General features: G+C 72.7%; 22 protein-coding genes, 1 tRNA gene and 1 other RNA gene. 9 read left to right on the forward strand and 15 right to left on the reverse strand.

Features of this window, described 5'->3' with window-relative positions; translation table 11 throughout:
* Positions 1–36 precede the first annotated feature (36 nt).
* Positions 37–282, forward strand: a complete 246-nt coding sequence (locus tag ACVWW9_RS13245) for a hypothetical protein (RefSeq protein WP_456515872.1) — start codon at positions 37–39, stop codon at positions 280–282.
* A 154-nt stretch (positions 283–436) separates the two neighbouring features.
* On the opposite strand, the gene ACVWW9_RS13250 is transcribed toward ACVWW9_RS13245, so the two are convergent.
* The 6 genes from ACVWW9_RS13250 to ACVWW9_RS13275 form a co-directional block, all read right to left on the reverse strand.
* Positions 437–754: a hypothetical protein gene (locus ACVWW9_RS13250; protein WP_456515873.1), complete on the reverse strand. Its 318-nt coding sequence runs from the start codon at positions 752–754 to the stop codon at positions 437–439.
* A gap of 520 nt (positions 755–1274) precedes the next feature.
* Positions 1275–1988, reverse strand: coding sequence for a trypsin-like peptidase domain-containing protein (locus tag ACVWW9_RS13255; RefSeq protein ID WP_456515874.1), 714 nt, complete (start codon positions 1986–1988; stop codon positions 1275–1277).
* Positions 1989–2236: 248 nt separating this feature from the next.
* Complete coding sequence (locus tag ACVWW9_RS13260; protein WP_456515875.1) at positions 2237–2665, reverse strand: hypothetical protein; 429 nt, start codon at positions 2663–2665, stop codon at positions 2237–2239.
* Positions 2666–3211: 546 nt separating this feature from the next.
* A complete protein-coding gene (locus ACVWW9_RS13265) occupies positions 3212–3415 on the reverse strand; it encodes a zinc-ribbon domain-containing protein (protein WP_456515876.1) in 204 nt (67 codons plus the stop codon).
* A 194-nt stretch (positions 3416–3609) separates the two neighbouring features.
* Positions 3610–6516, reverse strand: coding sequence for a bifunctional [glutamine synthetase] adenylyltransferase/[glutamine synthetase]-adenylyl-L-tyrosine phosphorylase (locus ACVWW9_RS13270; protein ID WP_456515877.1), 2907 nt, complete (start codon positions 6514–6516; stop codon positions 3610–3612).
* A gap of 3 nt (positions 6517–6519) precedes the next feature.
* The gene (locus ACVWW9_RS13275; protein ID WP_123698058.1) at positions 6520–7851 is read right to left on the reverse strand and encodes a glutamine synthetase family protein; all 1332 of its coding nucleotides are present in this window, start codon (positions 7849–7851) and stop codon (positions 6520–6522) included.
* A gap of 66 nt (positions 7852–7917) precedes the next feature.
* On the opposite strand from ACVWW9_RS13275, the gene panB reads away from it, so the two are divergent.
* Together panB and ACVWW9_RS13285 are read left to right on the forward strand one after the other, a co-directional pair.
* On the forward strand, positions 7918–8838 hold the full coding sequence (gene panB / locus ACVWW9_RS13280; RefSeq protein WP_354260448.1) for a 3-methyl-2-oxobutanoate hydroxymethyltransferase: 921 nt from the start codon (positions 7918–7920) through the stop codon (positions 8836–8838).
* A 6-nt stretch (positions 8839–8844) separates the two neighbouring features.
* Positions 8845–9372: a DUF1697 domain-containing protein gene (locus tag ACVWW9_RS13285; protein ID WP_456515878.1), complete on the forward strand. Its 528-nt coding sequence runs from the start codon at positions 8845–8847 to the stop codon at positions 9370–9372.
* Between the two features lie 24 nt (positions 9373–9396).
* On the opposite strand, the gene ACVWW9_RS13290 is transcribed toward ACVWW9_RS13285, so the two are convergent.
* The 3 genes from ACVWW9_RS13290 to ACVWW9_RS13300 form a co-directional block, all read right to left on the reverse strand.
* On the reverse strand, positions 9397–9612 hold the full coding sequence (locus ACVWW9_RS13290) for an SPOR domain-containing protein (RefSeq protein WP_123698061.1): 216 nt from the start codon (positions 9610–9612) through the stop codon (positions 9397–9399).
* 63 nt (positions 9613–9675) lie between these two features.
* Entirely contained in the window at positions 9676–11538 is a 1863-nt protein-coding gene (locus tag ACVWW9_RS13295; RefSeq protein ID WP_456515879.1) for a glycoside hydrolase family 15 protein, read from the reverse strand.
* On the reverse strand, positions 11535–12428 hold the full coding sequence (locus ACVWW9_RS13300) for an SDR family oxidoreductase (protein ID WP_354260444.1): 894 nt from the start codon (positions 12426–12428) through the stop codon (positions 11535–11537). The genes ACVWW9_RS13295 and ACVWW9_RS13300 overlap by 4 nt, the downstream gene beginning before the upstream one ends.
* 101 nt (positions 12429–12529) lie before the next feature.
* Between ACVWW9_RS13300 and map the strand changes: the two genes are divergently transcribed.
* From map to ACVWW9_RS13325, 5 genes are all read left to right on the forward strand, one after another.
* Entirely contained in the window at positions 12530–13399 is an 870-nt protein-coding gene (map, locus tag ACVWW9_RS13305; RefSeq protein WP_456515880.1) for a type I methionyl aminopeptidase, read from the forward strand.
* 55 nt (positions 13400–13454) lie between these two features.
* Complete coding sequence (gene ppgK, locus ACVWW9_RS13310; protein WP_456515881.1) at positions 13455–14210, forward strand: polyphosphate--glucose phosphotransferase; 756 nt, start codon at positions 13455–13457, stop codon at positions 14208–14210.
* A gap of 230 nt (positions 14211–14440) precedes the next feature.
* A complete protein-coding gene (locus tag ACVWW9_RS13315; RefSeq protein ID WP_342769314.1) occupies positions 14441–15238 on the forward strand; it encodes a DeoR/GlpR family DNA-binding transcription regulator in 798 nt (265 codons plus the stop codon).
* Positions 15235–16233 (forward strand): 1-phosphofructokinase family hexose kinase, encoded by a 999-nt coding sequence (locus ACVWW9_RS13320; RefSeq protein WP_456515882.1) that lies wholly within the window; start codon positions 15235–15237, stop codon positions 16231–16233. Before ACVWW9_RS13315 ends, ACVWW9_RS13320 begins: the two co-directional genes overlap by 4 nt.
* A complete protein-coding gene (locus ACVWW9_RS13325) occupies positions 16233–18206 on the forward strand; it encodes a PTS fructose transporter subunit IIABC (RefSeq protein ID WP_456515883.1) in 1974 nt (657 codons plus the stop codon). The genes ACVWW9_RS13320 and ACVWW9_RS13325 overlap by 1 nt, the downstream gene beginning before the upstream one ends.
* Before the next feature lie 85 nt (positions 18207–18291).
* Here ACVWW9_RS13325 and rnpB read toward each other — a convergent pair.
* The 5 genes from rnpB to ACVWW9_RS13350 all read right to left on the reverse strand — a co-directional run bounded on the left by rnpB (position 18292) and on the right by ACVWW9_RS13350 (position 22225).
* An RNA gene (gene rnpB, locus ACVWW9_RS13330) (RNase P RNA component class A) lies at positions 18292–18655 on the reverse strand.
* A gap of 29 nt (positions 18656–18684) precedes the next feature.
* The gene (locus tag ACVWW9_RS13335) at positions 18685–19782 is read right to left on the reverse strand and encodes a hypothetical protein (protein ID WP_456515884.1); all 1098 of its coding nucleotides are present in this window, start codon (positions 19780–19782) and stop codon (positions 18685–18687) included.
* Between the two features lie 56 nt (positions 19783–19838).
* Complete coding sequence (locus ACVWW9_RS13340; RefSeq protein WP_354260431.1) at positions 19839–20579, reverse strand: zinc ribbon domain-containing protein; 741 nt, start codon at positions 20577–20579, stop codon at positions 19839–19841.
* Positions 20570–21406 carry a Nif3-like dinuclear metal center hexameric protein gene (locus tag ACVWW9_RS13345; RefSeq protein WP_456515885.1) on the reverse strand — a complete coding sequence of 279 codons (837 nt, stop codon included), beginning with the start codon at positions 21404–21406 and terminating at the stop codon, positions 20570–20572. The genes ACVWW9_RS13340 and ACVWW9_RS13345 overlap by 10 nt, the downstream gene beginning before the upstream one ends.
* Before the next feature lie 42 nt (positions 21407–21448).
* Positions 21449–22225 (reverse strand): SDR family NAD(P)-dependent oxidoreductase, encoded by a 777-nt coding sequence (locus tag ACVWW9_RS13350; RefSeq protein ID WP_456515886.1) that lies wholly within the window; start codon positions 22223–22225, stop codon positions 21449–21451.
* Positions 22226–22317: 92 nt separating this feature from the next.
* Here ACVWW9_RS13350 and ACVWW9_RS13355 point away from each other — a divergent pair.
* Positions 22318–22390: transfer RNA gene (locus tag ACVWW9_RS13355), tRNA-Val, on the forward strand.
* Between the two features lie 15 nt (positions 22391–22405).
* Here ACVWW9_RS13355 and ACVWW9_RS13360 read toward each other — a convergent pair.
* A complete protein-coding gene (locus ACVWW9_RS13360) occupies positions 22406–22804 on the reverse strand; it encodes a hypothetical protein (RefSeq protein WP_456515887.1) in 399 nt (132 codons plus the stop codon).
* Between the last annotated feature and the right edge of the window lie 142 nt (positions 22805–22946).

Raw genomic sequence — 22946 nt, forward strand, 5'->3', positions numbered from 1 at the left:
CGCGCGACGGCGTGCGGCGACGAGAAGGGCAGCAACATGGTTGAGCAGCAGGACAATGGGGCCGAGCAGACGTTCGAATATTTGATGACGTACGGCGGGACCAAGTACAAGATCGACGAGGAAACGTTCGACAAGTTCGATCGGTGGGACGGCCGCGTGCTGCGTGTGATCGTTGACCGCGGAGATGGCCGTTATGTGCACGTCTTCGTGAGCGCGGGAGTGCCGCTCGAAATCGTCGCGAAGCCGGTGAAGGAGTCGGACGGGCGCATCATGGTTGCGTAACCGGCTCTCGCGAGCTGGCCGGGTTGGTTGAGCGAGTGGTGTCGCTCCCGGCCCGGCCTTGCTCGCGGATGCGTGTGTGAAGCCCTTGAGCATGCTCTCGAGGCCCGTGGTGAATTGAGCTTCTCGTGGCTTGATTCCCCGCGCTCCCGTCCAGCTACACGAGAGCCAGCACGACCTCGACGAGCAAGACGACCACCGCAGCCAAGGTGCCAGCCACGGAGGCCGACACGAAGAGACGGATCGTGATTTCCTTCGCCCGTTCACGGGCCGGCTCCACCTGGGCGAGCTGCGCTCGGATCGCCGCATTGAGCTCGGCCTTCGTCTGTTCGTCTGGGCCGATCGCATGTGCCGCCGCCGCCAGCTTGTCGATCTGCCGTATCGCTGGCGGCACGCGCTGCGTATTGAAGACGCCAACGACGACCGCTGCGATCGCAGCAATGAAGCCGACAGCGATCGGTGAGAGCCAGTCCACGGGTGAACACTAACCCCCGACCGCATCTATCGAAGCGCTACGCCCGTGAGGAATGCCGCTTCGGCCGTGCCGCTCGTCCCGGCTCGGAAGTGCCTGGTGCCGGCTTCTGTGGCACGAGCGGCCGCGATGGCGGCATGTCTCCGCCGGCTAGCGATCGGCGGCTGGCGTGCTCGTAGAGCGCGAGAACGCCGTCGTGTGCGTGCTCGAGTGATCCCCAGTAGCCGATGAGTCGACGTTGGCTGCCGTCTGCATCCGGAGAGACGGCCCGATAGTAGGGCTCCTTGTTCGGGCCAAGGGTGAGCAGCCGCACGACCGCGAGCGGCCGGCCGTCGAGCGGGTTGAGCACGTCCCACTCGCATGGCCTGATCGTCACGCGTTCGAACGTACATTCGAAACCGTCCGACGCGCCAAACCGAGCGCCTGCGGGTGACGCTTCGCGTCGATCGCTTCGGCCGCCGCCCCGCGCCAAGTCGGTCGACGGACGATGCTCCGTGGATGAACTTGAACTAATTTCGCGTCGCTAGACCGGCCCTGAAAGGAACGTCAGGTAGGGAAACGCCTCGGCAGCAATGGCGGTGGGCCGCCCGTCACTGGCTTCTCCCACGATTAGCCCCGCGATCCTTCCGTCGTCGTACAGCAAGGGTCCCCCGGACATTCCCTCCTCTCCACTCGCGTCCAGGAACAGGTAGCCATATTGTCGGTCGACCGCCCGCATCTCTCGCTGAAAGGCGGGACGCGTGGGCCACATTTGGGCCTCACGAGGGTAACCAACGCCGAGCAACCGCTCGCCGGCCGCCGCGACCCGGCTGTTGGGGAAGGGGAGCGCGAATCGGCCGAAGTAGCGAGAAAGGACGTCGAGCTGGGAGGGGAAGGCCACGTCATTGAAGCCGATGATGTCGAGGATGCGTCTGGACTCTGAGTCGCGCGTGTCCGTGAGGTAGTACCGGAAGCGAGGCTCCGTGCCCTCTGTCGAGTCTTCGAAGAGATCGAAGTCCACGGTGTCACCATTCGGAAGCAGGGCGCGGAGCTGGCGGTCCCACATCGACCAATCATCCGTTGGGTTCAGCCGAGGGTCCATCACATGCGCAACGGTCAGCATCGAGGCGCCGCCGAGGTGCTCGACCATGAATGCAGTACCGACGCGCGCCTTGTTCGTAACGGGATCGAGGAAGAAAACAGGGATGGCATTGGCGTTAGCGGCTAGCGCTCTTGCTTGCAGTAGTGGCGAAGTCACGTTCAGAGGCTATTGTCGCGCGCACAGCGGCGCAGGCGGCGCGCGGCTATCGGGTATGACTTACAAAGCTTGCTCCGTAGCGCCAGCCTCTCACCAGCCGCCGATACCCGCTGCCTCGCCATGGTCGGGCTTGCCGGCGTGCGGCGGTGCCTCTCTCAGGTGGCCACAGCCTCGGCACCGGTCGTCCCGCATGAGCACCCCGCACCGCTCGCAGCGGTCGTCGAGCTCGTCGAGGATGCCGTCCATTGCTAGCGCTGTGCGTTGCAGTAGTGTGCCCACGGAGCGAAATCGCCAGTGCGCTCGTCGTGGTAGAAGTAGAGCACGCGAAGAGGCGGCGTAATGCCTGCCGCTCGCATGTCGGGAAATACCTCGGATTCGCATAGACGATCGAAGGTCTCGCGCTGGGTGTCAAGTAGCGGCGACGCAATTGACCAATCCCTCACTTCCGCGTACACGTAGTGGAACTGGACCACCGCGTAGGTCCCCGCGGGAAGGCCTTGGGCGTCAATGTACGAAAGCTCTCCTTCCACGCGCAAGTCCGAATACATACCGGGAAACAACTCATGGAGCAGGGGCACTTGTGCACGTTCGAGCTCGACATAAGCGGCGAGCGCTTGCTCGCGCTCGGCTCTAGCCGCCAATGCCTCATCGCGCTCTGCCTGCTGGCTCTGCGCCACCTGCTCTGCACTTGGCGTTCGCTCTGGCTCGCGCGAGAAACCCGAGCAGGACACGCTTACTCCAGCAGTTGCCACCATTAGCGCTAACGCCATCCCGGACCTCGACCTCAACCGCACACGCGCTCCTGCGCTCTGCCGGTGCGCGCGGTCGCCGACGTCGGCACAGGTCGAAGGGTAGTTCTGCACGATGGAGAATCTACGTGAGCCAAGCACGCGCTCGACCCGGGAGTCCGCAAAGAGTCCGCAAGAGCCTCGAGCAGCCACGAGGATGGACAACGTCCACTGAACCCTGCGACCTAGTCAACTAGCGGAAAACGCTCTCGCCCAATCACGCTCAACTAGCGCCGGGGAGTTCGAGCTCTACTACGCGGTCTGACGTCTGACGCCACCGCGCACAGAGACGGGAGCCGGGTTCCTTGGGGGACCCGGCCCCTCTGCGTGCGCGCTGCGACCGAGCGGGTGTGCGCTCGATCGGCCTGAGTGCCGCGAAGGCCGCCTGTCGGGCTCGGGGCAGCCTCCAGCCCGATCGGTCTCGCGGGGGTCGCCTCAGACGGCGACGGCGTTGCCGCAGATGCCGCAGACCTCGTACTCGCGGCGTCCCCAGCGGGCGATGGGGATGAAGAAGAGCGTGAACTGCTTCGACTCGCGCGTGCGGCCCCAGACCGTGGTGTTGTGGCAGCGCATGCACGTGCGGGTCTCGCCGGGGCCGAGGTGCTGCTGCTTGGCACCGAAGCCGAAGATGAAGAACATCGGGCCAGCGTAGGAGGAGTGGCTGGGAGACGAGTCGTCTCGATGCGCGCCTTCGGTGCTAGTCGACGAGCAAGACAGGGGTGCTCGACGAGCGCCGGGTGGGTCGTCTCGATACGCGCCTTCGGTGCTACTCGACGAGCATTGAGGCAGGTCGTCTCGATACGCGCCTTCGGTGCTACTCGACGAGCGGGCGGTCAGTCCTCGTAGAAGCGGCGCTCGAAGACGCGGCGTGCGCGCCGGGTCGCCGCGAGGTAGTGCTCCTCGAGGTCACGCGCCGAGCCCGACGGCATCCCCACGAGCCGCGCGACCGCCTCGAGCTCGCCGCGGTCGACCGGCAGCAGGTCGATCGTGCGCGCACGGGCGAGCGCGAGCCCGTTGCGGATGCGGGTCGCGAGCTGCCACGCCTCCCGCAGCACCTCGACGTCGCGGTCGGAGAGCAGCTCCTCTCGCGCGGCGGCGGCGAGCGCCTCGAGCGTCGACGGCGTCCGGAGGCTCGGCAGGCGTCCCGCGTGACGCAGCTGGAGCAGCTGCACGAGCCACTCGACGTCGCTCAGCGCACCGTCGCCGAGCTTCAGGTGGCGCCGGCGATCGGCGTTCTGCGGCAGCCGCTCGGTCTCGACACGCGCCTTGATGCGACGCACCTCGCGCACCGACGACGCGGGGAAGTCGCGCGGGTACCGGCGCTCGTCGATGATCGCCATGAGCTCCGCCGCGAGCCCCTCGTCGCCCGCGAAGGGCCGCGCGCGCAGCAGCGCCTGCGCCTCCCACGGCTCCGACCAGCGCTCGTAGTAGGCGCGGTAGCTCTCGATGGTCCGCACGAGCGGTCCCTGCCTGCCCTCGGGCCGCAGCCCCGCATCCAGCTCGAACGGCAGCGTCGGGTCGGCGAGCGTCTCCTGCACACGGCGGATGACGGCGGTCGCCGCCGCGATCGCGTCGCCCTCGCCGCGCGCGACGTGCAGCACGTCGATGTCGCTCCCGAAGCCGATCTCGCGACCGCCCGTGCGGCCCATCGTGATGGTCGCGAGCTCGAGCCCCTCCGGCCGGTGCAGGCGGATCGCCGCGTCGACGAGCGCCGCCGCCATCCCGCTCAGGGCGGCGCCGACTGCGCTCTCGTCGATGCGCTGCAGCGCGCTCGCCATCGCGATGCGCAGGTGCTCGCGGCGGCGGAGCGAGCGCAGTGCCTGCCGCACGGCGTCCGGGTCCTGGTGCCGAGCGAGCACGGCGGCCGTCTCGTCGCGCAGCGCCGCCTCGCTGCGGGGCCGCAGCTGCTCGTCGCTGTCGAGCCACGAGGCGGCCTCGGGGATGCGCTCCATGAGCGAGGCGATGAGCCGCGACGACGAGAGCAGGTGGCTGAGGCGCTGCGCCGCGACGGGCGAGTCCCGCAGCATCCGCAGGAACCAGGGGCTCTCCCCCAGCGCCTCGCTCAGCCGGCGGAAGGCGAGCAGCCCCATGTCGGGATCGGCGCCCTCGGCGAACCAGCCGAGCAGCACCGGCAGCAGCAGGCGCTGGATCTGCGCCCGGCGGCTGACGCCCGCGGTGAGCTCGCCGATGTGCGCGAGCGCGCCCTTGCCGTCGACGTAGCCGGACGCCTGCAGGCGCCGCATGGCGTGCTCGGGGCTCAGCCGCACGTCCTCGTGGCCGAGCGACGCCATCGCGCCGAGCAGCGGGCGGTAGAAGAGCCGCTCGTGCAGCGAGCGCACCGCGCGGCGCGTCGCCTGCCACTGCCGCTCGAGCACGTCGGCGTCGGCGAGCCGCGCGGCGCGCGCGAGCCGGCGCAGGTCGTCCTCGCCGAGCGGCATGAGGTGCGTGCGGCGCATGCGCCAGAACTGGATGCGGTGCTCGAGCACGCGCAGGAACCGGTAGTGGGCGCCGAACTCGAGCCGGTCCGCGCGGCCGATCGTGCCGCGCGCGGCGAGGGCGTCGAGCGCCTCGAGCGTGCCGCGCTGCCGCAGGGACGCGTCGTCGGCGCCGTGCACGAGCTGCAGCAGCTGCACCGTGAACTCGACGTCGCGCAGGCCGCCGGGGCCGAGCTTGAGCTGCCGGCCCACCTCGTCGGCCGGGATGTGCTCGGTGACGCGCTCCCGCATCCGCTGCACCGACTCCACGAAGCCCTCGCGACTCGACGACTCCCACACCTTCGACCGCACCGACGCCTCGTAGGCCGCGCCGAGCGCCTCGTCGCCGGCGAGGAACCGCGCCTTGAGCAGCGCCTGGAACTCCCACGACTTCGCCCAGCGGTCGTAGTAGGCGACGTGGGATGCGAGCGTGCGGGTGAGCGCGCCGTCCTTGCCCTCCGGGCGCAGGTTGCTGTCGACCTCCCACAGCGGCGGCGCGGCCTGGAACTGCGAGCACGCGGCTGCCGTCTCGCGCGCGAGCAGCGTCGCGACCTGCGTCGCGCGCGGATCCTCGAGGTCGTCGGCCTCGTGCACCCAGATGACGTCGACGTCGCTGATGTAGTTGAGCTCGCGCGCGCCCGCCTTGCCCATGCCGATGATCGCGAGCCGCACGCGGTCGGCGTCCGCGCCGAAGCGCTCCCGCGCCGCCGAGCGGGCGATCGCGAGGCCGGCCTCGAGGGCGGCCGCGGCGAGGTCGGCGAGCGCCGCGGAGACGACGTGCACGAAGTCGGCGGGGTCGTCGAGGCGGAGGTCCCAGGCGACGAGCTCGGTGAGGTGGCGCCGGTAGCGGCCGCGCATGGCCGAGACGGCGCGGTCGCGCGGCATCGTCGTGGCGCCGTCCTCGGCCGCGACGGCCTCGAGCATGCTCGCGCGGTAGGTCGCGGCATCGGCCGGCGCCGCGGGCCGCGCGGCGACGTCGAGGTCCTCGGCGTGCCGCTCGAGGTGCTCCCCGATCCCGAGCGAGCCGCCGAGCACGCGCACGAGCGACGCGCGCGCCTCGGCGTCGTCGAGCACGTCGCCCAGGTCGATGCCGGCGCGCTCGAGCCGCACGAGCATCTGCAGCGCGGTGTCGGGGTCGGCGGAGCGCGCGCACTCGTCGACGAGCCCGTGCAGCGCCTCCGGCAGCTCCGCCAGGCACGCCTCCGCCTTGCTCGGCTCCCGGAAGCCGAGCTGGGCGAGCCGCACCCGGGGAGACGGGACGCGCATGGGCTACAGCGTGAGCAGGTTCGACTCGAGCTCGACGCGCGTCACCTGCGCGCGGTAGCGCTGCCAGTCCTCGCGCTTGTTGCGGACGAAGTACGAGAACACCTGCTCGCCGAGCGTCTCGGCGACGAGCTCCGACTCCTCCATCGCGCCGATGGCGCGGTCGAGGCTCGCGGGCAGCGGCTTGAAGCCGAGCGCCTTGCGCTCCTTGTCGGAGAGCTGCCAGATGTCGTCGACCGCCTCGTCGGGCAGCTCGTAGCCCTCCTCGATGCCCTTGAGGCCTGCGGCGAGCAGCACCGAGAACGCGAGGTACGGGTTCGCCGCCGAGTCCAGGCCGCGGTACTCGATGCGGGCCGACTGCGCCTTGTTGGGCTTCGAGAGCGGCACGCGCACGAGCGCGGAGCGGTTGTTGTGGCCCCAGCTCACGAAGCTGGGCGCCTCGTCGCCGGACCACATGCGCTTGTAAGAGTTGACGTACTGGTTCGTCACGGCCGTGAACTCAGGCGCGTGGTGCAGCAGCCCCGCCATGAACTGGCGGCCGATCTTCGACAGCCGGTACTGCCCGGATGCGTCGTAGAACGCGTTGCGCTCGCCCTCGAAGAGCGAGAGGTGCGTGTGCATGCCGCTGCCCGGGTGGCCCTCGAACGGCTTCGGCATGAAGGTGGCGTAGACGCCCTCGGACTGGGCGACCTCCTTGACCACCGTGCGGAAGGTCATGATGTTGTCGGCCGTGGAGAGCGCATCCGCGTACCGCAGGTCGATCTCGTTCTGGCCGGGTCCTGCCTCGTGGTGGCTGAACTCCACGGAGATGCCGATGTCCTCGAGCATGCGCACGCTCGCGCGGCGGAAGTCGTGCGCGGTGCCGCCGGGCACGTTGTCGAAGTAGCCCGCGTGGTCGACGGGCTCGGGGTTGGCGACGTCGGCCGACTTGAGCAGGTAGAACTCGCACTCGGGGTGCGTGTAGAAGCTGAAGCCGCGGTCGGCCGCCTTCGCGAGCGTGCGCTTGAGCACGTGGCGCGGGTCGGCGGCGGCGGGCTGGCCGTCCGGGGTGGAGATGTCGCAGAACATGCGGGCGGTCGGGTCGACCTCGCCGCGCCACGGGAGGATCTGGAAGGTCGACGGGTCGGCCTTCGCGATGACGTCGGCCTCGGACGAGCGCGAGAGCCCCTCGATCGACGAGCCGTCGATGCCGAGCCCCTCGGTGAAGGCGCCCTCCACCTCGGCCGGGGCGATCGCCACCGACTTCAGCGTGCCCAGCACATCCGTGAACCACAGGCGCACGAACTTCACGCCGCGCTCCTCGATCGTGCGCAGCACGAAGTCTCGCTGCTTGTCCATCCCGTACCTCTCTCTGCCTCCCTTCAGGCTAGTGGTCGCGCAGATGCGTGAGGTTAGGCTCGGGGCATGGCACAGGGTGGTTCACAGCAGCGCGGCTCCGGACAGGACGATCAGGCCCCGGCGGCGCAGTCGCCGACCGAGGGTGCGCAGGAGGCGGCGGCCCCGTACGGCGGCGGCTCCGCGGGACCGAAGCGCGTGCGCACGCGCCACTTCTCGCAGGCGAAGCGCGACGGCGTCAAGATCGTCGGGCTCACGAGCTACGACTACCTCTCGGCGGGCATCTTCGACCGCGCGGGCATCGACTTCCTGCTCGTCGGCGACTCGGCCGGCAACACGGTCTTCGGCTACGACACGACCCTCCCCGTCACCGTCGACGAGCTCATCCCCCTCACCCGCGCCGTCGCGCGCGCCGCGAAGCGGGCGCTCGTCATCGCCGACCTGCCGTTCGGCTCGTACGAGACGAACCCGCGAGAGGCTGTGCACACCGCGATCCGCTTCATGAAGGAGACGGGCGCGCACGCCGTGAAGCTCGAGGGCGGCGAGCGCTCGGCCGAGCAGATCCGGCGGATCGTCGAGGCCGGCATCCCGGTCATGGCGCACATCGGCTACACGCCGCAGTCGGAGCACGGGCTCGGCGGGCACGTGATCCAGGCGCGAGGCGACGCCGGCATCGAGCAGCTGCTGCGCGACGCGCGCGCGGTCGAGGACGCGGGCGCCTTCGCGGTCGTGCTCGAGATGGTGCCGTCGGAGTCGGCGCGACGGGTGACCGAGACGCTGTCGATCCCGACGATCTCGGTCGGCGCCGGCCCGCACTGCGACGGGCAGCTGCTGGTCTGGAGCGACTGGGCCGGCTTCACGAGCGGCCGCATCCCCAAGTTCGTCAAGCAGTACGCGCAGCTCGCCCAGACGCTCGAGGAGGCCGCGGTGTCGTTCCGCGAGGACGTCTCGTCCGGCGCCTACCCGGCGCGCGAGCACGAGTACGAGTAGCCAGCCGTGCGCGTCGCCCTGCTGCTCCGCGGCGTCAACGTCGGCGGCGTCACCGTGCGCTCCGCAGACCTCCGCGCGCTGCTCGCGGAGGCGGGACTCGACGATGTCGCGACCGTGCTCGCGAGCGGCAATGCGGTCGTGACCGCCGGGAGCGCCGCCGCAGCGGCCATGACGGCCGAGGAGGCCCTCGAGGCGCGCTACGGGCGTCGGATCCGCGTGCTCGGCATCGGGATCGACGCGCTGCAGCGGATCGTCGACGCATACCCGCACGGCGAGGACGACGAGCACACGCCGTACGTCATCTTCGAGCTCGAGCCCGGCGTGATCGATGCGCTCGCGCAGCTCGAGACCGCCGACGGCGAGGCCGTCGCCGCAGGCGACGGGGTGCTCTACTGGTCGAACCCCAAGGGCACCACGCTCACGAGCGGCTTCGCGAAGGCGTCGGAGCGAGCCGGGCGCTCGCAGGGCTCCGGGAAGGACGCCACCACGACGCGCAACGTGCGCACGCTCCGCAAGGTGCTCGCCGCGGCCTGAAGCGGCCAACGGCAGGGCGGCGCGCTACCCCTCGTCGTCGCGGGGCTTCGCGCCGCTGCCCCACGAGTCGGCGGCCGCCTCCTCCGCCGCCCACTGCTGCGAGCGCTGCTTGATGATCTCCGGCGCGCGCGCTGCCTCCTCGCGCGACGTGAACGGCCCTGCCCGGTCGTAGCCCGGCGAGACCATGCCCTCCTCGACGACGCCCGTCTCGAGGTTGTACCAGTACTCAGCGGCGTTCATGGGGCCGAGCGTAGCCACGTCGGCTCTGCGACTCCAGGGAGCCGGTCGGGAGGCCGCTCGGCGTCAGCCGCCGTCGCCCGCGTCGCGCTCCGCGGCCTGCACCGTGATCGCCGCCTGCGCGAGCGCGAGGTGGCTGAGCGCCTGCGGGAGGTTGCCGAGGAAGGCGCCCGTCTCGGGCTCGAGCATCTCCGAGAGCAGGCCGACGTCGTTCGGTGCCTCGGCGAGCAGCGCCTCCATGCGCTGCCGAGCCTCGTCGACCTGTCCGCACAGCGCTCGGGCGGCGACCATCCAGAACGAGCAGGCGACGAACGACGACTCCTCGCGCTCGGCGCTCGACCAGCGCACGAGGTGCGGGCCGCGCCCGAGCTCCGCGTCGAGCGCGTCGAGGGTGCGCCGCATCCGGTCGCCGCGGTCGAAGCCGCTGATCGCGTGCAGCAGGATCGAGGCGTCGAGCTCGTCGGTGTCCGGGTGCCAGACGTACGCCCCGCGCTCCTCCGACCAGCAGTGCTCCTCGACCCACGCGCGGATCGCGTCGGCCTCGAACCGCCAGCGGGCTGCATCGCCGGGGATCTGGCCGATGTCGGCGAGGTGCGCGGCCTGCTGGAGCGCGTGCCAGCAGCCGAGCTTCGACGTCGTGTAGTGCCGGTGGTCGGGCAGCTCCCACATGCCGGCGTCGACGCGCCGCCAGCGGTCGGCCGCGAGGTCGGCGATCTCGGTCAGGAGCCGGCCGGTGGGTGCGTCGAGCACGTTCCCGGCGTCGACGTACATCGCGACGATGCTGAAGATGTCGCCGTAGACGCCGAGCTGCAGCTGGCCGGCGGCTCGGTTGCCGGTCACGACCGGCTGCGCGCCGCGCCAGCCGTGCACGTCGTGCACGTCGACGTCGTCGCCCGGCACACGGCCGTCGAGCCCGTGGAGCACGGCGGTCTCGCTGTGGTCCTTGAGCAGCCGCAGCATCCAGGTCATCGCGCCGTGGACCTCCTCGCTGACGCCGAGCTGCAGCAGCACGCCGAGCGAGTAGGCGGTGTCGCGGATCCACGAGTACCGGTAGTCCCAGCCCTTCCGCACGGTCAGCGACTCCGGGAGCGAGGTGGTCGCGGCGGCGGCGATGCCGCCGGTCGGCGCGTAGATGAGCTGCTTGAGCACGAGCGCGCTGCGGTGCACCGCCTCGGGCCACGGCCCGTCGTACGTGCACGACGCCGTCCAGCGCCGCCACGCGTCGATCGTGCGGTCGATGCCCGCGTCCATCGCGGCGGGATCCGGCAGCAGCAGCGGCTCCGAGTCGGTCGCGACGAAGCCGAGCAGGTGCCGTGACCCGGGCGACGTGCGGAAGCGCGCGACCATGCGGCGCGCGCCGACCTCGACGTCGGCGGCGTGCAGGGTGCGCGGGGCGAGCGTCAGCCCGCCGACCCGCAGCACGGTGCCGTGCACGGTCTCGCTGGCCCACGGCGACGCGGTGCCGAGCATCGTGCCCGGCGCGATCTCGCCGCGCAGCTCGACCTCGCCCTCGACGCCGTCGATGCGGCGGGCGAGCTCGCACCACGGCAATCGCCCCGCCATGCCGGTGTTGAGGGAGTCGGTGATGCGCACGACGCCGGCGTCGGTCGTGAAGGTGGTCTCGAGCACGTTGCCGCCCTCGAGGTAGCGCCGCTCGACGCGGTGCGGGTCGAGCGGCGCGAGCGCGACCCTGCCGCCCCGCTCGGCGTCGAGCAGCGCGGCGAAGGCGGGCATCGCGTCGACCGCCGGCAGCGGCAGCCAGTCGATGCTGCCGTCGCGCGCGACGAGCGCGATCGTGCGGCCGTCGCCGATCGACGCGTACGTGCGCAGGTCGGCGTAGCCGTCGGCGTCGCGCTCGTCGAGCGGCGCCGGGACCGGCGCACCGCCCTGCCAGCGCAGGGCGGTGCCGATCCCGGCCGGCCCGATCACGGCGTGGGCATCCCGCCGTTGACGTGGAGCGTCTCGCCGACGACGTAGCTCGACTCGCCCGAGGCGAGGAACACGAAGGCGGGCGCGAGCTCCGCGGGCTGCCCGGCGCGGCCGAGCGGCGTCTGCTGGCCGAACTCCGGCAGCACGTCGGTCGGCTGGCCGCCGGCCGTCTGCAGCGGCGTCCACACCGGTCCGGGCGCGACGACGTTGACGCGGATGCCGCGCGGCGCGAGCTGCTGCGAGAGCGCCTTGCTCATCGTGTTCATCGCCGCCTTCGTCGTCGCGTAGTCGACGAGGTTCTCGGAGGGCTGGTACGCCTGGATGGACGAGGTCGCGATGATCGTCGAGCCGGGCGGCATGTGCGGCACGGCATCCTTCGCGAGCCAGAAGAAGGCGTAGACGTTGGTCTTGAACGTCTCGTCGAACGCCTCGTCGGTGAGGTCCTCGAGGCGGTCGACGTACTGCTGCTTGCCGCCGTTCGAGACGAGGATGTCGAGGCCGCCGAGCCGCTCGACGGTCGTGGCGACGAGCTGCGCGCAGTACGCGCGGTCGGTGAGGTCGCCGGGGATCGCGACGGCGGTCCTGCCGGCCTCCTCGATGAGCGCGACGATGCGCTGCGCGTCGCTCTCCTCCTCCGGCAGGTACGAGATCGCGACGTCGGCGCCCTCGCGCGCGAAGGCGATCGCGGTGGCGGCGCCGATGCCGGAGTCGCCGCCGGTGATGAGCGCCTTGCGCCCCTCGAGGCGGCCGCTGCCGCGGTAGCTCTCCTCGCCGAGGTCGGCGCGGTCGCGCAGCCCGGAGTCGAGGCCGGGGCCGTCCTGCGAGACGGGCTTCGTGTCGATGTCGGCGTAGCGGGCGGTCGGGTCGGTGAACGTGTACTGATCAGCCATGCGTCGAGGCTACGGATGTCCCCCATCCGCACCCTGAGCGCGCGTCCAGGGTCGACCCGGCCCGCGAGGTGCATGAGCACCGCCCTCCTAGGATGGAGCGCATGCCGAAGGACGCGAGTGGTCACCTCATCCCCGGCCGCATCGGCCCGGAGCGGCGGGTCGACCCCGCGATCGCACGGCCCGAGTACGTCGGGCGCCCGGCACCGGCGAAGCACGTCGGCGGCGACGCGTACGACGACGAGACGATCGAGCGCATCCGTCGCGCCGGCACGATCGCGGCCGACGCGATCGCCGCTGTCGGCGCCGCCGCGCAGGCGGGGGTGACGACCGACGAGCTCGACCGGATCGGCCACGAGTTCGTCACCGGCCACGGCGCCTACCCCTCGACGCTCGGCTACCGCGGCTACCGCAAGTCGATCTGCTCGAGCGTGAACGAGGTGATCTGCCACGGGATCCCGGACGACACCGAGCTCGAGCCGGGCGACATCGTGAACATCGACATCACCGCCTACCTCGACGGCGTGCATGGTGACTCCAACCGCACGTTCATCGTCGGCGAGGCCACGCCCGAGGTCGCGCAGCTCGTCGAGCGCACCGAGGAAGCACTGCGGCGCGGCATCCGGGCCGCCATGCCGGGTCGCCGCGTCAACGTCATCGGCCGGGCGATCGAGATGTACGCGAAGCGCTTCGGCTACGGGGTCGTGCGCGACTTCACGGGCCACGGCGTCGGCACGTCGTTCCACTCCGGGCTGATCATCCCCCACTACGACACCGACCGCTACGACACCGAGATCGTGCCGGGCATGGTGTTCACGATCGAGCCGATGCTGACGTTGGGCACCCACGAGTGGGAGGGCTGGGACGACGACTGGACGGTCGTCACGCGCGATCGATCCATCACCGCGCAGTTCGAGCACACCATCGTCGTGCGCGAGTCCGGCGCCGAGATCCTGACCCTGCCGTCCGCCTGACCGGCTCGCGCGTGGACGACCGCTCCACGGCGGGATCCGTGGCAGGATGCGAGCCGTGACCAAGTCGAAGCACCAGGCCGTCGGCGTCGACATCGGCGGGACGGGCGTCAAGGCCGCCCTCGTCGATGTGAAGACGGGCGAGCTCCTCAGCGACCGCGTCAAGCTGCCGACGCCCGAGGGCGGCGAGCCCGACGCGATCCGCGATGCGGTCGTCGAGCTCGTCGACCGGCTCGAGGCGCCCGAGGGCACGCCGATCGGCGTGACGTTCCCCGCGATCGTGCGCCACGGCCGCACGATGAGCGCCGCGAACGTCTCGAAGGCGTGGATCGGGCTCGAGGCGGAGCGACTGTTCGAGCAGGCGCTCGGCCGCGACATCCACTTCGTCAACGACGCGGATGCGGCCGGCTTCGCCGAGGACCACTACGGCGCCGCGAAGGACGCGGCCGGCCTCGTCATCATGACGACGCTCGGCACGGGCATCGGCGGCGCGTTCATCTACAACGGGGTGCTCATCCCCAACGCCGAGCTCGGGCACCTCGAGATCGACGGCCACGACGCGGAGTCGCGCGCCTCGAACCGTGCGCGCGAGCGCGAGGAGCTCAGCTGGGAGGCGTGGGCCGAGCGGCTGCAGCGCTACTACACGCACCTCGAGTTCCTCTTCTCCCCCGACCTCTTCGTCGTCGGCGGCGGCGTCTCGAAGTCGTCGGAGCTCTTCCTGCCGCTCCTCACCCTCGACACGCCCATCGTGCCCGCGAAGCTGCGCAACAACGCCGGCATCATCGGCGCCGCGGCGCTCGCCCGCGGCGTCTGACGCCGGGCGGCGCTCGCCGCCGCCCTCCGGCTCCGCCGGCGCCTCGAGCGGCCGTCCACCGTCGAACTTCCCTGCACTGCGGGTTTCGGCGGCACAAACCCGAGTTCGGGGAAGTTCGGCTGCTCTGGCGCGCTGCGCCGCGCTGTGGCCGACTCCGTCCGCGCGATCCAGGATCTGCGTTTGTGTTGGGCTCTCTTGCTTTGTCTGCGTTGCGGCGCTACGGTGAAGGCGTGGAAGCACCGATGCTCGCAACCCAGCGCCGCGACCAGATCGCCGCGCGGATCCAGCTCGACGGCCGTGTCCTCGTCGCCGGACTCGCTCGCGAGCTCGGCATCACGCCCGAGACCGTGCGCCGCGACCTCGACGCCCTCGAGCTCGCGGGCGTCGCCCGGCGGGTGCACGGCGGGGCGGTCAGCGCCAGCCGGTCGAGCCTGGTCGAGACCGCGGTGGCCGAGCGGCAGAGCACGAACACCGACGGCAAGCGCCGCATCGCGCGGCTCGCGTGCGAGCGGCTCCTCGCCTCCGGCGCCACGAGCCTGCTGCTCGACGCCGGCACGACCACCGCGGCGCTGGCCGCCGAGCTCGTCGAGACGTGGCCAGGCGCAGGCGGCCCCCGGCTCGTCGTCGCCACCCACTCCCCCGCGATCGCGCAGCTGCTCGCCGCCCATCCGTCGATCGAGGTGCACGCGATCGGCGGCCGGATCCGCGCCGTCACCGGCGCCGCAGTGGGTGCCCAGACCGTCCTCGCGATCGCGGCGCTCCGGCCCGACGTGGTCGTGCTCGGCACGAACGGGCTCGACGCCTCCGGCGCGACCACCCCCGACCCGGACGAGGCCGCCGTGAAGACCGCGATCGTCTCGGCAGGCCGCCGGGTGGCGGTGCTCGCCGACGCGACGAAGCTCGGCGAGGCCTCGCTGTGCCGCTTCGCAGCGCTCGAGCAGCTCGACGTGCTGCTCACCGACGGAGCCCCGGATGCGGCGCTCGCCGCAGCGCTCGACGACGCAGGCTGCGAGGTGCAGGTCGCATGATCCTCACGCTCACGCTCAACCCCTCCATCGACCGCACCGTCGAGCTCGGCGCCCGGCTCGAGCGCGGTGCCGTGCAGCGCACGAGCGCCGCCGCCTCCGAGGTCGCCGCCGGCAAGGGCGTCAACGTCACGCGCGTGCTCGCCGCCGCCCGCGTGCCGTCCCGCGCGATCGTCGTGTCGCGCGAGGACGACCCGTTCGCCGCGCTGCTCGCGGCCGACGGCGTCGACGCCGTGCACGTGCCCGTCGACGCCCCCGTGCGCACGAACCTCTCGCTCACCGAGCCCGACGGCACGACCACGAAGGTCAACGAGCCGGGCGCCGCCCTCGACGCACGTGCGATCGCAGCCGTGCTGGCCGCCGTGCGCGCGCACGCGGTCGACGCGGACTGGTTCGTCGTCGCCGGCTCGCTGCCGACCGGCGCGGAGCCGAGCCTCGTCGCCGACGTCGTGCGCGCCGCGCGGGAGGCGCGCCCCGGCATCCGCATCGCCGTCGACACCTCGGGCGCGCCGCTCGCCGCGGCGGTCACGGCGGGCGGCATCGACCTCGTCAAGCCGAACGACGAGGAGCTCGAGGAGCTGCTCGGCCTCGCGCACGGCGCGATCGACGGCCCTGCCGCCGCCGCGACCGCCGCTGCCGCGCTCGTCGGGCGCGGCGTCGGCGCCGTGCTGCTCACGCTGGGCGGCGACGGCGCGATCCTCGCTGACGCGCACGACGTGCTGCGCGCGACCCCGCCGCCCACGACCGTCCGATCGACCGTCGGCGCCGGCGACGCGAGCCTCGCCGGCTGGCTCATCGCCGAGCGACGCGGCGACGACGCCGCCGGGCGGCTGCGCCAGGCGGTCGCGCACGGCTCCGCCGCCGCTGCGATGCCGGGCACCGGCTTCCCCACGCCTGCTGACGCCGACGCGACCCGCGTCGGCATCAGCACCCCCACGACCGCGGCATCCGCCGCCGCCACCCCCGCGGCCTCCGCCGCTGACACACAGGAGCACTGATGCCCCAGATCCTCACCCCCGAGCTCGTGGTGCTCGACGCCGACCTCGGCGCCGACAAGGAGGCCGTGATCCGTGCGCTCGCGGCCCGTGCCGCGGGCACCGACCGCGTCGTCGACGGCGACGGCCTCGCCGCCGCTGTGCTCGACCGCGAGGCGCTCACGCCCACCGGCATGGGCGCCGGCATCGCGATCCCCCACTGCAAGTCCGCGGCGGTGCGCGAGCCGAGCCTCGCCTTCGCCCGGCTCCAGCCGCCCGTCGACTTCGGCGCTCCCGACGGCCCCGCCGACCTCGTCTTCATGATCATGGCGCCCGACGGCGCTGCCGAGACGCACCTCGCGGTGCTGTCGCGGCTCGCCGGGTCGCTCATCGACGAGCGGTTCACGGATGCCCTGCGCTCGGCCTCGAGCCCGGCAGAGGTCGTCGCGCTCGTCGAGGACGTCGTCGCCGACCGCGACGAGGCGGACGCCGCGCCGGTCGCCGAGGGCGCCCGCAGCATCGTCGCCGTCACCGCGTGCCCGACCGGCATCGCGCACACCTACATGGCTGCGGATGCGCTCAAGGCCGCCGCCGAGCGCGCCGGCGTGCGCATCGCCGTCGAGACCCAGGGATCGGCCGGCACGAAGCGGCTCGACCCCGCGGTCATCGCGGCCGCGGACGCGGTCGTGTTCGCGGTCGACGTCGACGTGCGCGAGCGGGGCCGCTTCGCCGGCAAGCCGTACGTGCAGGTGCCCGTGAAGCGCGGCATCGACGCCGCAGACGCGCTCATCCAGGAGGCCCTCGGCCACGCCGACGACCCGAACGGGCCGCGCATCGCGGGCAGCGCCTCCGCCGAGGCGACGCCCGCGCCGTCCGCCGGCAACCTCGGCGGCACCGTGAAGCGCGCGCTCCTCACCGGCGTCAGCTACATGATCCCGTTCGTCGCCGGCGGCGGGCTGCTCATCGCGCTCGGCTTCCTGCTCGGCGGCTTCCGGATCACCGAGGTCGCGGGCGACGTCATCATCCAGAACACGCTCTGGAACCTGCCCGACGGCGGGCTCGGGCAGTACCTCGGCGCCGTGCTCTTCTCGATCGGCGCGGCCTCGATGGGCTTCCTCGTGCCGGCGCTCGCGGGCTACATCGCCTACGCGATCGCCGACCGGCCCGGCATCGCACCCGGCTTCGTCGCGGGTGCCGTCGCCGGCACCATGGACGCCGGCTTCATCGGCGGCCTCGTCGGCGGCCTGCTCGCGGGCCTCGCGGCGTGGTGGATCGGCACCTGGCGGGTGCCCTCGTGGCTCCGCGGCCTCATGCCGGTCGTCATCATCCCGCTGCTCGCGTCGATCTTCGCCTCCGGACTCATGGTCATGCTGCTCGGCGGCCCCATCGCGGCCCTCATGGCGGGCCTCACCGCCTGGCTCAGCTCGCTGACCGGCACGGGCGCCGTGCTGCTCGGGCTGCTGCTCGGCACGATGATGGCCTTCGACCTCGGCGGGCCCATCAACAAGGTGGCGTACGGCTTCGCGGTCGCCGGGCTCGGTGCTGGCTCCCCCGAGAACCCCTCGCCGTGGCTCATCATGGCGGCGGTCATGGCCGCGGGCATGGTGCCGCCGCTCGGCATGGCCCTCGCGAGCACGCTCGACCGCAGGCTCTTCACGCCCGTCGAGCGGGAGAACGGCAAGGCCGCGTGGCTGCTCGGTGCGTCGTTCATCTCGGAGGGCGCGATCCCGTTCGCCGCGACCGACCCGCTGCGCGTCATCCCCGCGGCGATCCTCGGCTCGGCGGCGACGGGCGCGATCTCGATGGCCGCCGGCGTCACGAGCCAGGCGCCGCACGGCGGGTTCTTCGTGTTCTTCGCGATCGGCAACCTGCTCATGTTCACGATCGCCATCGCGGTCGGCACGGTCATCACGGCGCTCGCGGTGATCGCGCTCAAGCGCTGGGCGCGCCGCGCGCCGGCGGTGCAGGAGGCCGAGCCCGCGCTCGTGGCCGCCTGACGCATCCGCCTGGCGCACCCGCCTGACGCACCCGTCAGGCACAGCGACCCCCGAGGCCTCGCGGCCTCGGGGGTCGTGCTGTGGGCGGACCGGCCGGCCGATACGCCGGGTTCTGTCGTGGACGGTCATCTCTCTACGGGATGCATTGCTGCAGCCCTCTAGCGACCTACCCGCGGATGGGACGAGCAGCCCCGTGATCCGCTGTCTGGTCTTGCTCCGGGCGAGGTTTGCCTAGCCGCCGCGCTCGCACGCGACGCTGGTGGGCTCTTGCCCCACCGTTTCACTCCTGGCCCGCTCGGGCTCGCGCCCAGGCGGGTGGACCTGTTCTCTGTTGCACTTTCTCGCGGGTTGCCCCGGGTGGACGTTATCCACCGCCCTGCTCTGCGGAGCCCGGACGTTCCTCGGCGCAGCACCCGGAGGTGCCGCGACGCGACCGCCTAGCCGACCGATCCGCGCGCCCAGGATATCGCGGCCGCCGCTACGGCGCTGCGGGCGCGAGCGGCTTGCGGTAGTAGGTCGTCGCGTGCAGCGGGCGGCCGCCGAACCGCGAGAACTGCCGGGCGGAGCCGGGGTTCTGCCGGCCGACCGGCGTCGAGCGCAGGGTGCGGCAGCCGAGCTCGGCGAGGTTCGCGTGCAGCCGGCGGCTGAGCAGCGAGACGATGCCCTTGCCCTGCGAGTCAGGGCGCGCGCCCTGGATGACGAGCACTGCCTCCCGTCGCAGCTCGGCCCGCCGCGCCGCGACCGACCACGCCTCCCTCGGCCCCATCCGACCGCCCGAGCGCTGCAGCACCGGCGAGGCATCGAGCACCGCGACGACGAAGGCGAGCGGATGGTCGTCCTCGTCGCGAGCGATGAGGAAGAGGCCCGGCTCGTGCAGCAGCCACAGCCCCGCCGTCTGGGTGCGCAGCTCGCCGCGCGAGAACGGCGTGAAGTAGGGCAGCAGCGCGAACGAGTCGTTGAGCAGCGGCAGCAGTGCGCGCAGGCCGCGGTCGAGGCCGAAGCGCGTCACCTCGTCGATGCGGATGCCCGCGGCGTCGAGCTCGGCGACGCTCGGTCCGTCCTCGTCGACGACGTCGACGATCCAGGTGTCGGCCTCGTACCAGCGCTGCATGCCGCGCGCCTCGAGCACCTCCGGCAGCCACGGCGGGTTCCAGGCCGCGTCGAGGAAGCCGCGCTCGTCGAAGCCCGCGGTGATGACGCCGCCCGACTGGTTCGGCAGCAGCTGCGCCGGGCCGAACAGCTCGTGCGCGCCGGCCGCGGCCGCCCGCCCCTCGACGTCGTCGAGCAGGGCGTCGACGACGGCAGGACCCGCGGCCTCGAGCGCGCCGAACACGAGCGCGCGGGTGCCGAGGCGCGCGTCGAGCCGGTCGTCGCGGTGCACGATGGCGCGGCCGACCGGGCGGTCGCCGTCGAGCGCGAGCAGCAGCGTGATCGGATGCGGGTGCGGATGCCTCCCGCGGTGCCACGCGCGCACCGTGCGCTCGGCCAGCGGCACCGCCATGCCGCCGTGGGTGTCCTGGCCGAGCCGCACGAAGGCGTCGAGCCCCGCCTCGTCGGCGACCTCCACGACCCGCATCGCGCCACCCCCTCCGCGGCCTCCCGCTGGAATGCTACGGCGGCCGGGACAGCGGGCTACAGCCCGCTCTCCTCCGTGCGCACGAGGATCGCCGACGAGTTCGGGTCGAGGATGACCTCGTCGTCGGGCGCCTGGCGGATCTGGTGCAGCTCGGACGCGTTGAGCTCGACGCCCGAGGCGGCCGACGTGCGGTGCTGCAGCAGCGTCGCGCCGATGCCGTAGCGCTCGCGCTGGCGGTCGTAGAGGGCGAGGAGGTCCGCGGGCACGGAGACCGTGCGGTCGGCGCGCTCGGCGCGCGCCTCGGCGAGCTCGCGCTCGAGCCCGGCAGCGACCTCGGCGCGCTCCGCCGCGAGGCGGTCGCGCTCCGCACGCGCCTCGCCCGCCTCGGCGCGGGCAGCGGCGAGCGCGGCGGCCGCGTCCTCCTGCGCCTGCATGGCCTCGAGCTCGAGGTCCTCGAGCGTCGAGCGGCGCCGCTCGAGCGTCGCGATCTCGTGCTCCGTCGCGGTCGCGGTCTTCGCGTCCTTCACGACCTGCAGCCGCTCCTGGTCGCGCTTGAGCCGCGCCTCGACGAGCTGCACGTCGCTCTCGATGCGCGCGACCTCTGCCGTGGCGTCGTCATGGGCGCCGAGCCGGTCGAGCACGGCGCGATCGAGCCGCGCGAGCAGCGCGTCGAGCTCGTCGATCCGCTTCGTCTGCGGCAGCGCCTTCGCCTTCGCCTGCAGCCGCACGATGCGGGTGTCCACGTCCTGCAGCGCCAGCAGCCGCCGCTGATCGCCGTTCGTCGCCTTCAGTGCCATGCGTGCTCCTCCTGCGGGACCGCGAAGTCCCATGGGTCCGTCCTGATGTCGCTCACGAGCACCTCGACGCCCGGCAGCGCCGCGCGCAGCTGCTCGGCCGCGGGCCGCAGCCACAGCGACTCGCTCGCCCAGTGCGACACGTCGACGAGCGCGGGGCCCTCGCCCGCGGCGTGGCGCTCGCGCGCATCCGATGCCGGGTGGTGGCGCAGGTCGCTCGTGATGTAGACGTCGGCGCCCGCGACGGCGCGCTCGCGCAGCAGCGAGTCGCCGGCGCCGCCGCAGATGGCGATGCGCTGCACCTGCCGGGCGGGGTCGCCCACGGCGCGCAAGCCGCCGGCGACGGCCGGCAGCAGCGTCGCGAGCGTGCGCACGAGGTCGCCGAGCGAGGCCGGCTGCGGCAGGTCGCCGACGCGGCCGAGCCCGAGCGACGCGTCGACGCGGTTGACGACGATGGGCGCGAGGCCGGTGAGGCCGAGCATCGTGGCGAGCTCGCCGCTCGTGCCGCGGTCGACGGCGTCGGCGTTCGTGTGCGCGGCGAGCAGCGCGACCCGCTCGCGCACGAGCCGGGTGATGACCCGGCCTGCGGGAGTGGTCGCGGCGACGCTCGTGGCGCCGCGCAGCAGCAGCGGGTGGTGCACGAGCAGCAGGTCGGCGCCGCGCTCGACGGCCTCTGCGGCGGTCGCGCCCACGGCGTCGACGGCGAGCAGCACGCGCGACACTGCGTCGGCCGGGTCGCCTGCAATGAGCCCGACCGCGTCCCAGTCCTCGGCGGTCGCAGCCGGCCAGAGCGACTCGACCGCGCGCTGGACCTCCGCGACGCTCGTCATGCGCCCCATCCTACGGACGCGCACCCGGCACGCCCGCCGCCGTCAGCGGGGCGGCATCCGCAGCGCACCGTCCATGCGGATCGTCTCGCCGTTGAGGTAGTCGTGCTCGACGACCGCGACGACGAGCTGAGCGAACTCGTCCGGCCGCGCGAGCCGAGCGGGGAACGGCACGGTCGCCTCGAGCGCGTCGCGCACCTCGGTGCCGATGCCGGCCATCATCGGGGTGTCGACGACGCCCGGCGCGACGGTCATCACGCGAATGCCGTGCCGGGCCAGGTCGCGCGCGGCCGGGAGGGTCATCGCCGCGACCGCGCCCTTCGAGGCGCTGTAGGCGGCCTGCCCGATCTGGCCGTCGAACGCGGCGACGGATGCGGTCTGCACGACGATGCCGCGCTGGCCGTCTCGGCCGTCGAGCGGCTCGGTCTCGGCGATCCGCGCGGCCGCGAGCCGCAGCACCTGGAAGGTGCCGAAGAGGTTGACGGCGATCGTGCGCTCGAACGCGGCCTGGTCGTGCGGTCCATCGCGGCCGATGAGCCGCTTCCCGGTCGCGATGCCGGCGCACGAGACTGCGATGCGCAGCGGCCCGAGCGCCGACGCCTCGTCGACCGCGCGCTGCACGTCGGCCTCGGATGTCACGTCGCCCGGCACGAGGCGGATGCCGTCCTGCGGCCCGTCCGGCTCCGACTGCGCGCGCTCGATCGCCGCGGGCAGGTCGAGCCCGACCACGAGCGCGCCCCTGGCGGCGAGCGCGGCGGCAGTCGCGGCGCCCAGCCCGGACGCGGCGCCCGTCACGAGCGCGGCAGCACCACGGATCTCCACATCGACCTCCTCGTCGCGCGCCGATCGGCGCCCGGCCACGCTACCGCTCACGCCCGCGGCATCCGCTCGCACGGGATGGCAGGATGGCCGACGGGCGGTTGGCGCAGCTGGTAGCGCACTTCGCTTACACCGAAGGGGTCGCCGGTTCGAGCCCGGCACCGCCCACGACGCGGCTCGCGGTCACCGCAGCCAGCTGCTGCCGAACCACAGCCCCGCCGCGGTCGCGACCGTCACCGCGACCGTCAGCGCCAGGTTCGCGGCGAACGCGGGGGCGCGACGACGTGGGCGCTGCACCGTCGTGCCGAGCAGCGCGACGAGCGCAGCGACCGCCAGCAGCACGAGTGCGAGCAGGCCGAACGCCACCAGGTCCGGGCCGCTGCAGTCGGTCGAGTCGGCGGCGCACGCGGCGAAGGGGCCACCGCGACCGGACGCGTCGTAGCGGCCGAGCGCGAGCCCCATCAGCGCCCAGATCGGCGACAGCAGCACGGTCGAGGCCACCGAGAGCCCCGCGATGATCGCGATCGCCGCCCGGCCGCGGGATCGGCCCGACCGTCGCTCGACCGCGCTCCGCTGCTCCATCCGAGCACCGTAGTCGTTCGGCCGTCCCCACCACGGCAGGCCCGATCGCCCGAGTGTCGACCTGCTGCGAGGGTGTCGCGACACTGCCGCGACAACCCGACACTCCGCGATGGAGCGGGCAGCGCCCCGGGCGCCGACAGGG

Source organism: Agrococcus sp. UYP33, from assembly GCF_054060915.1.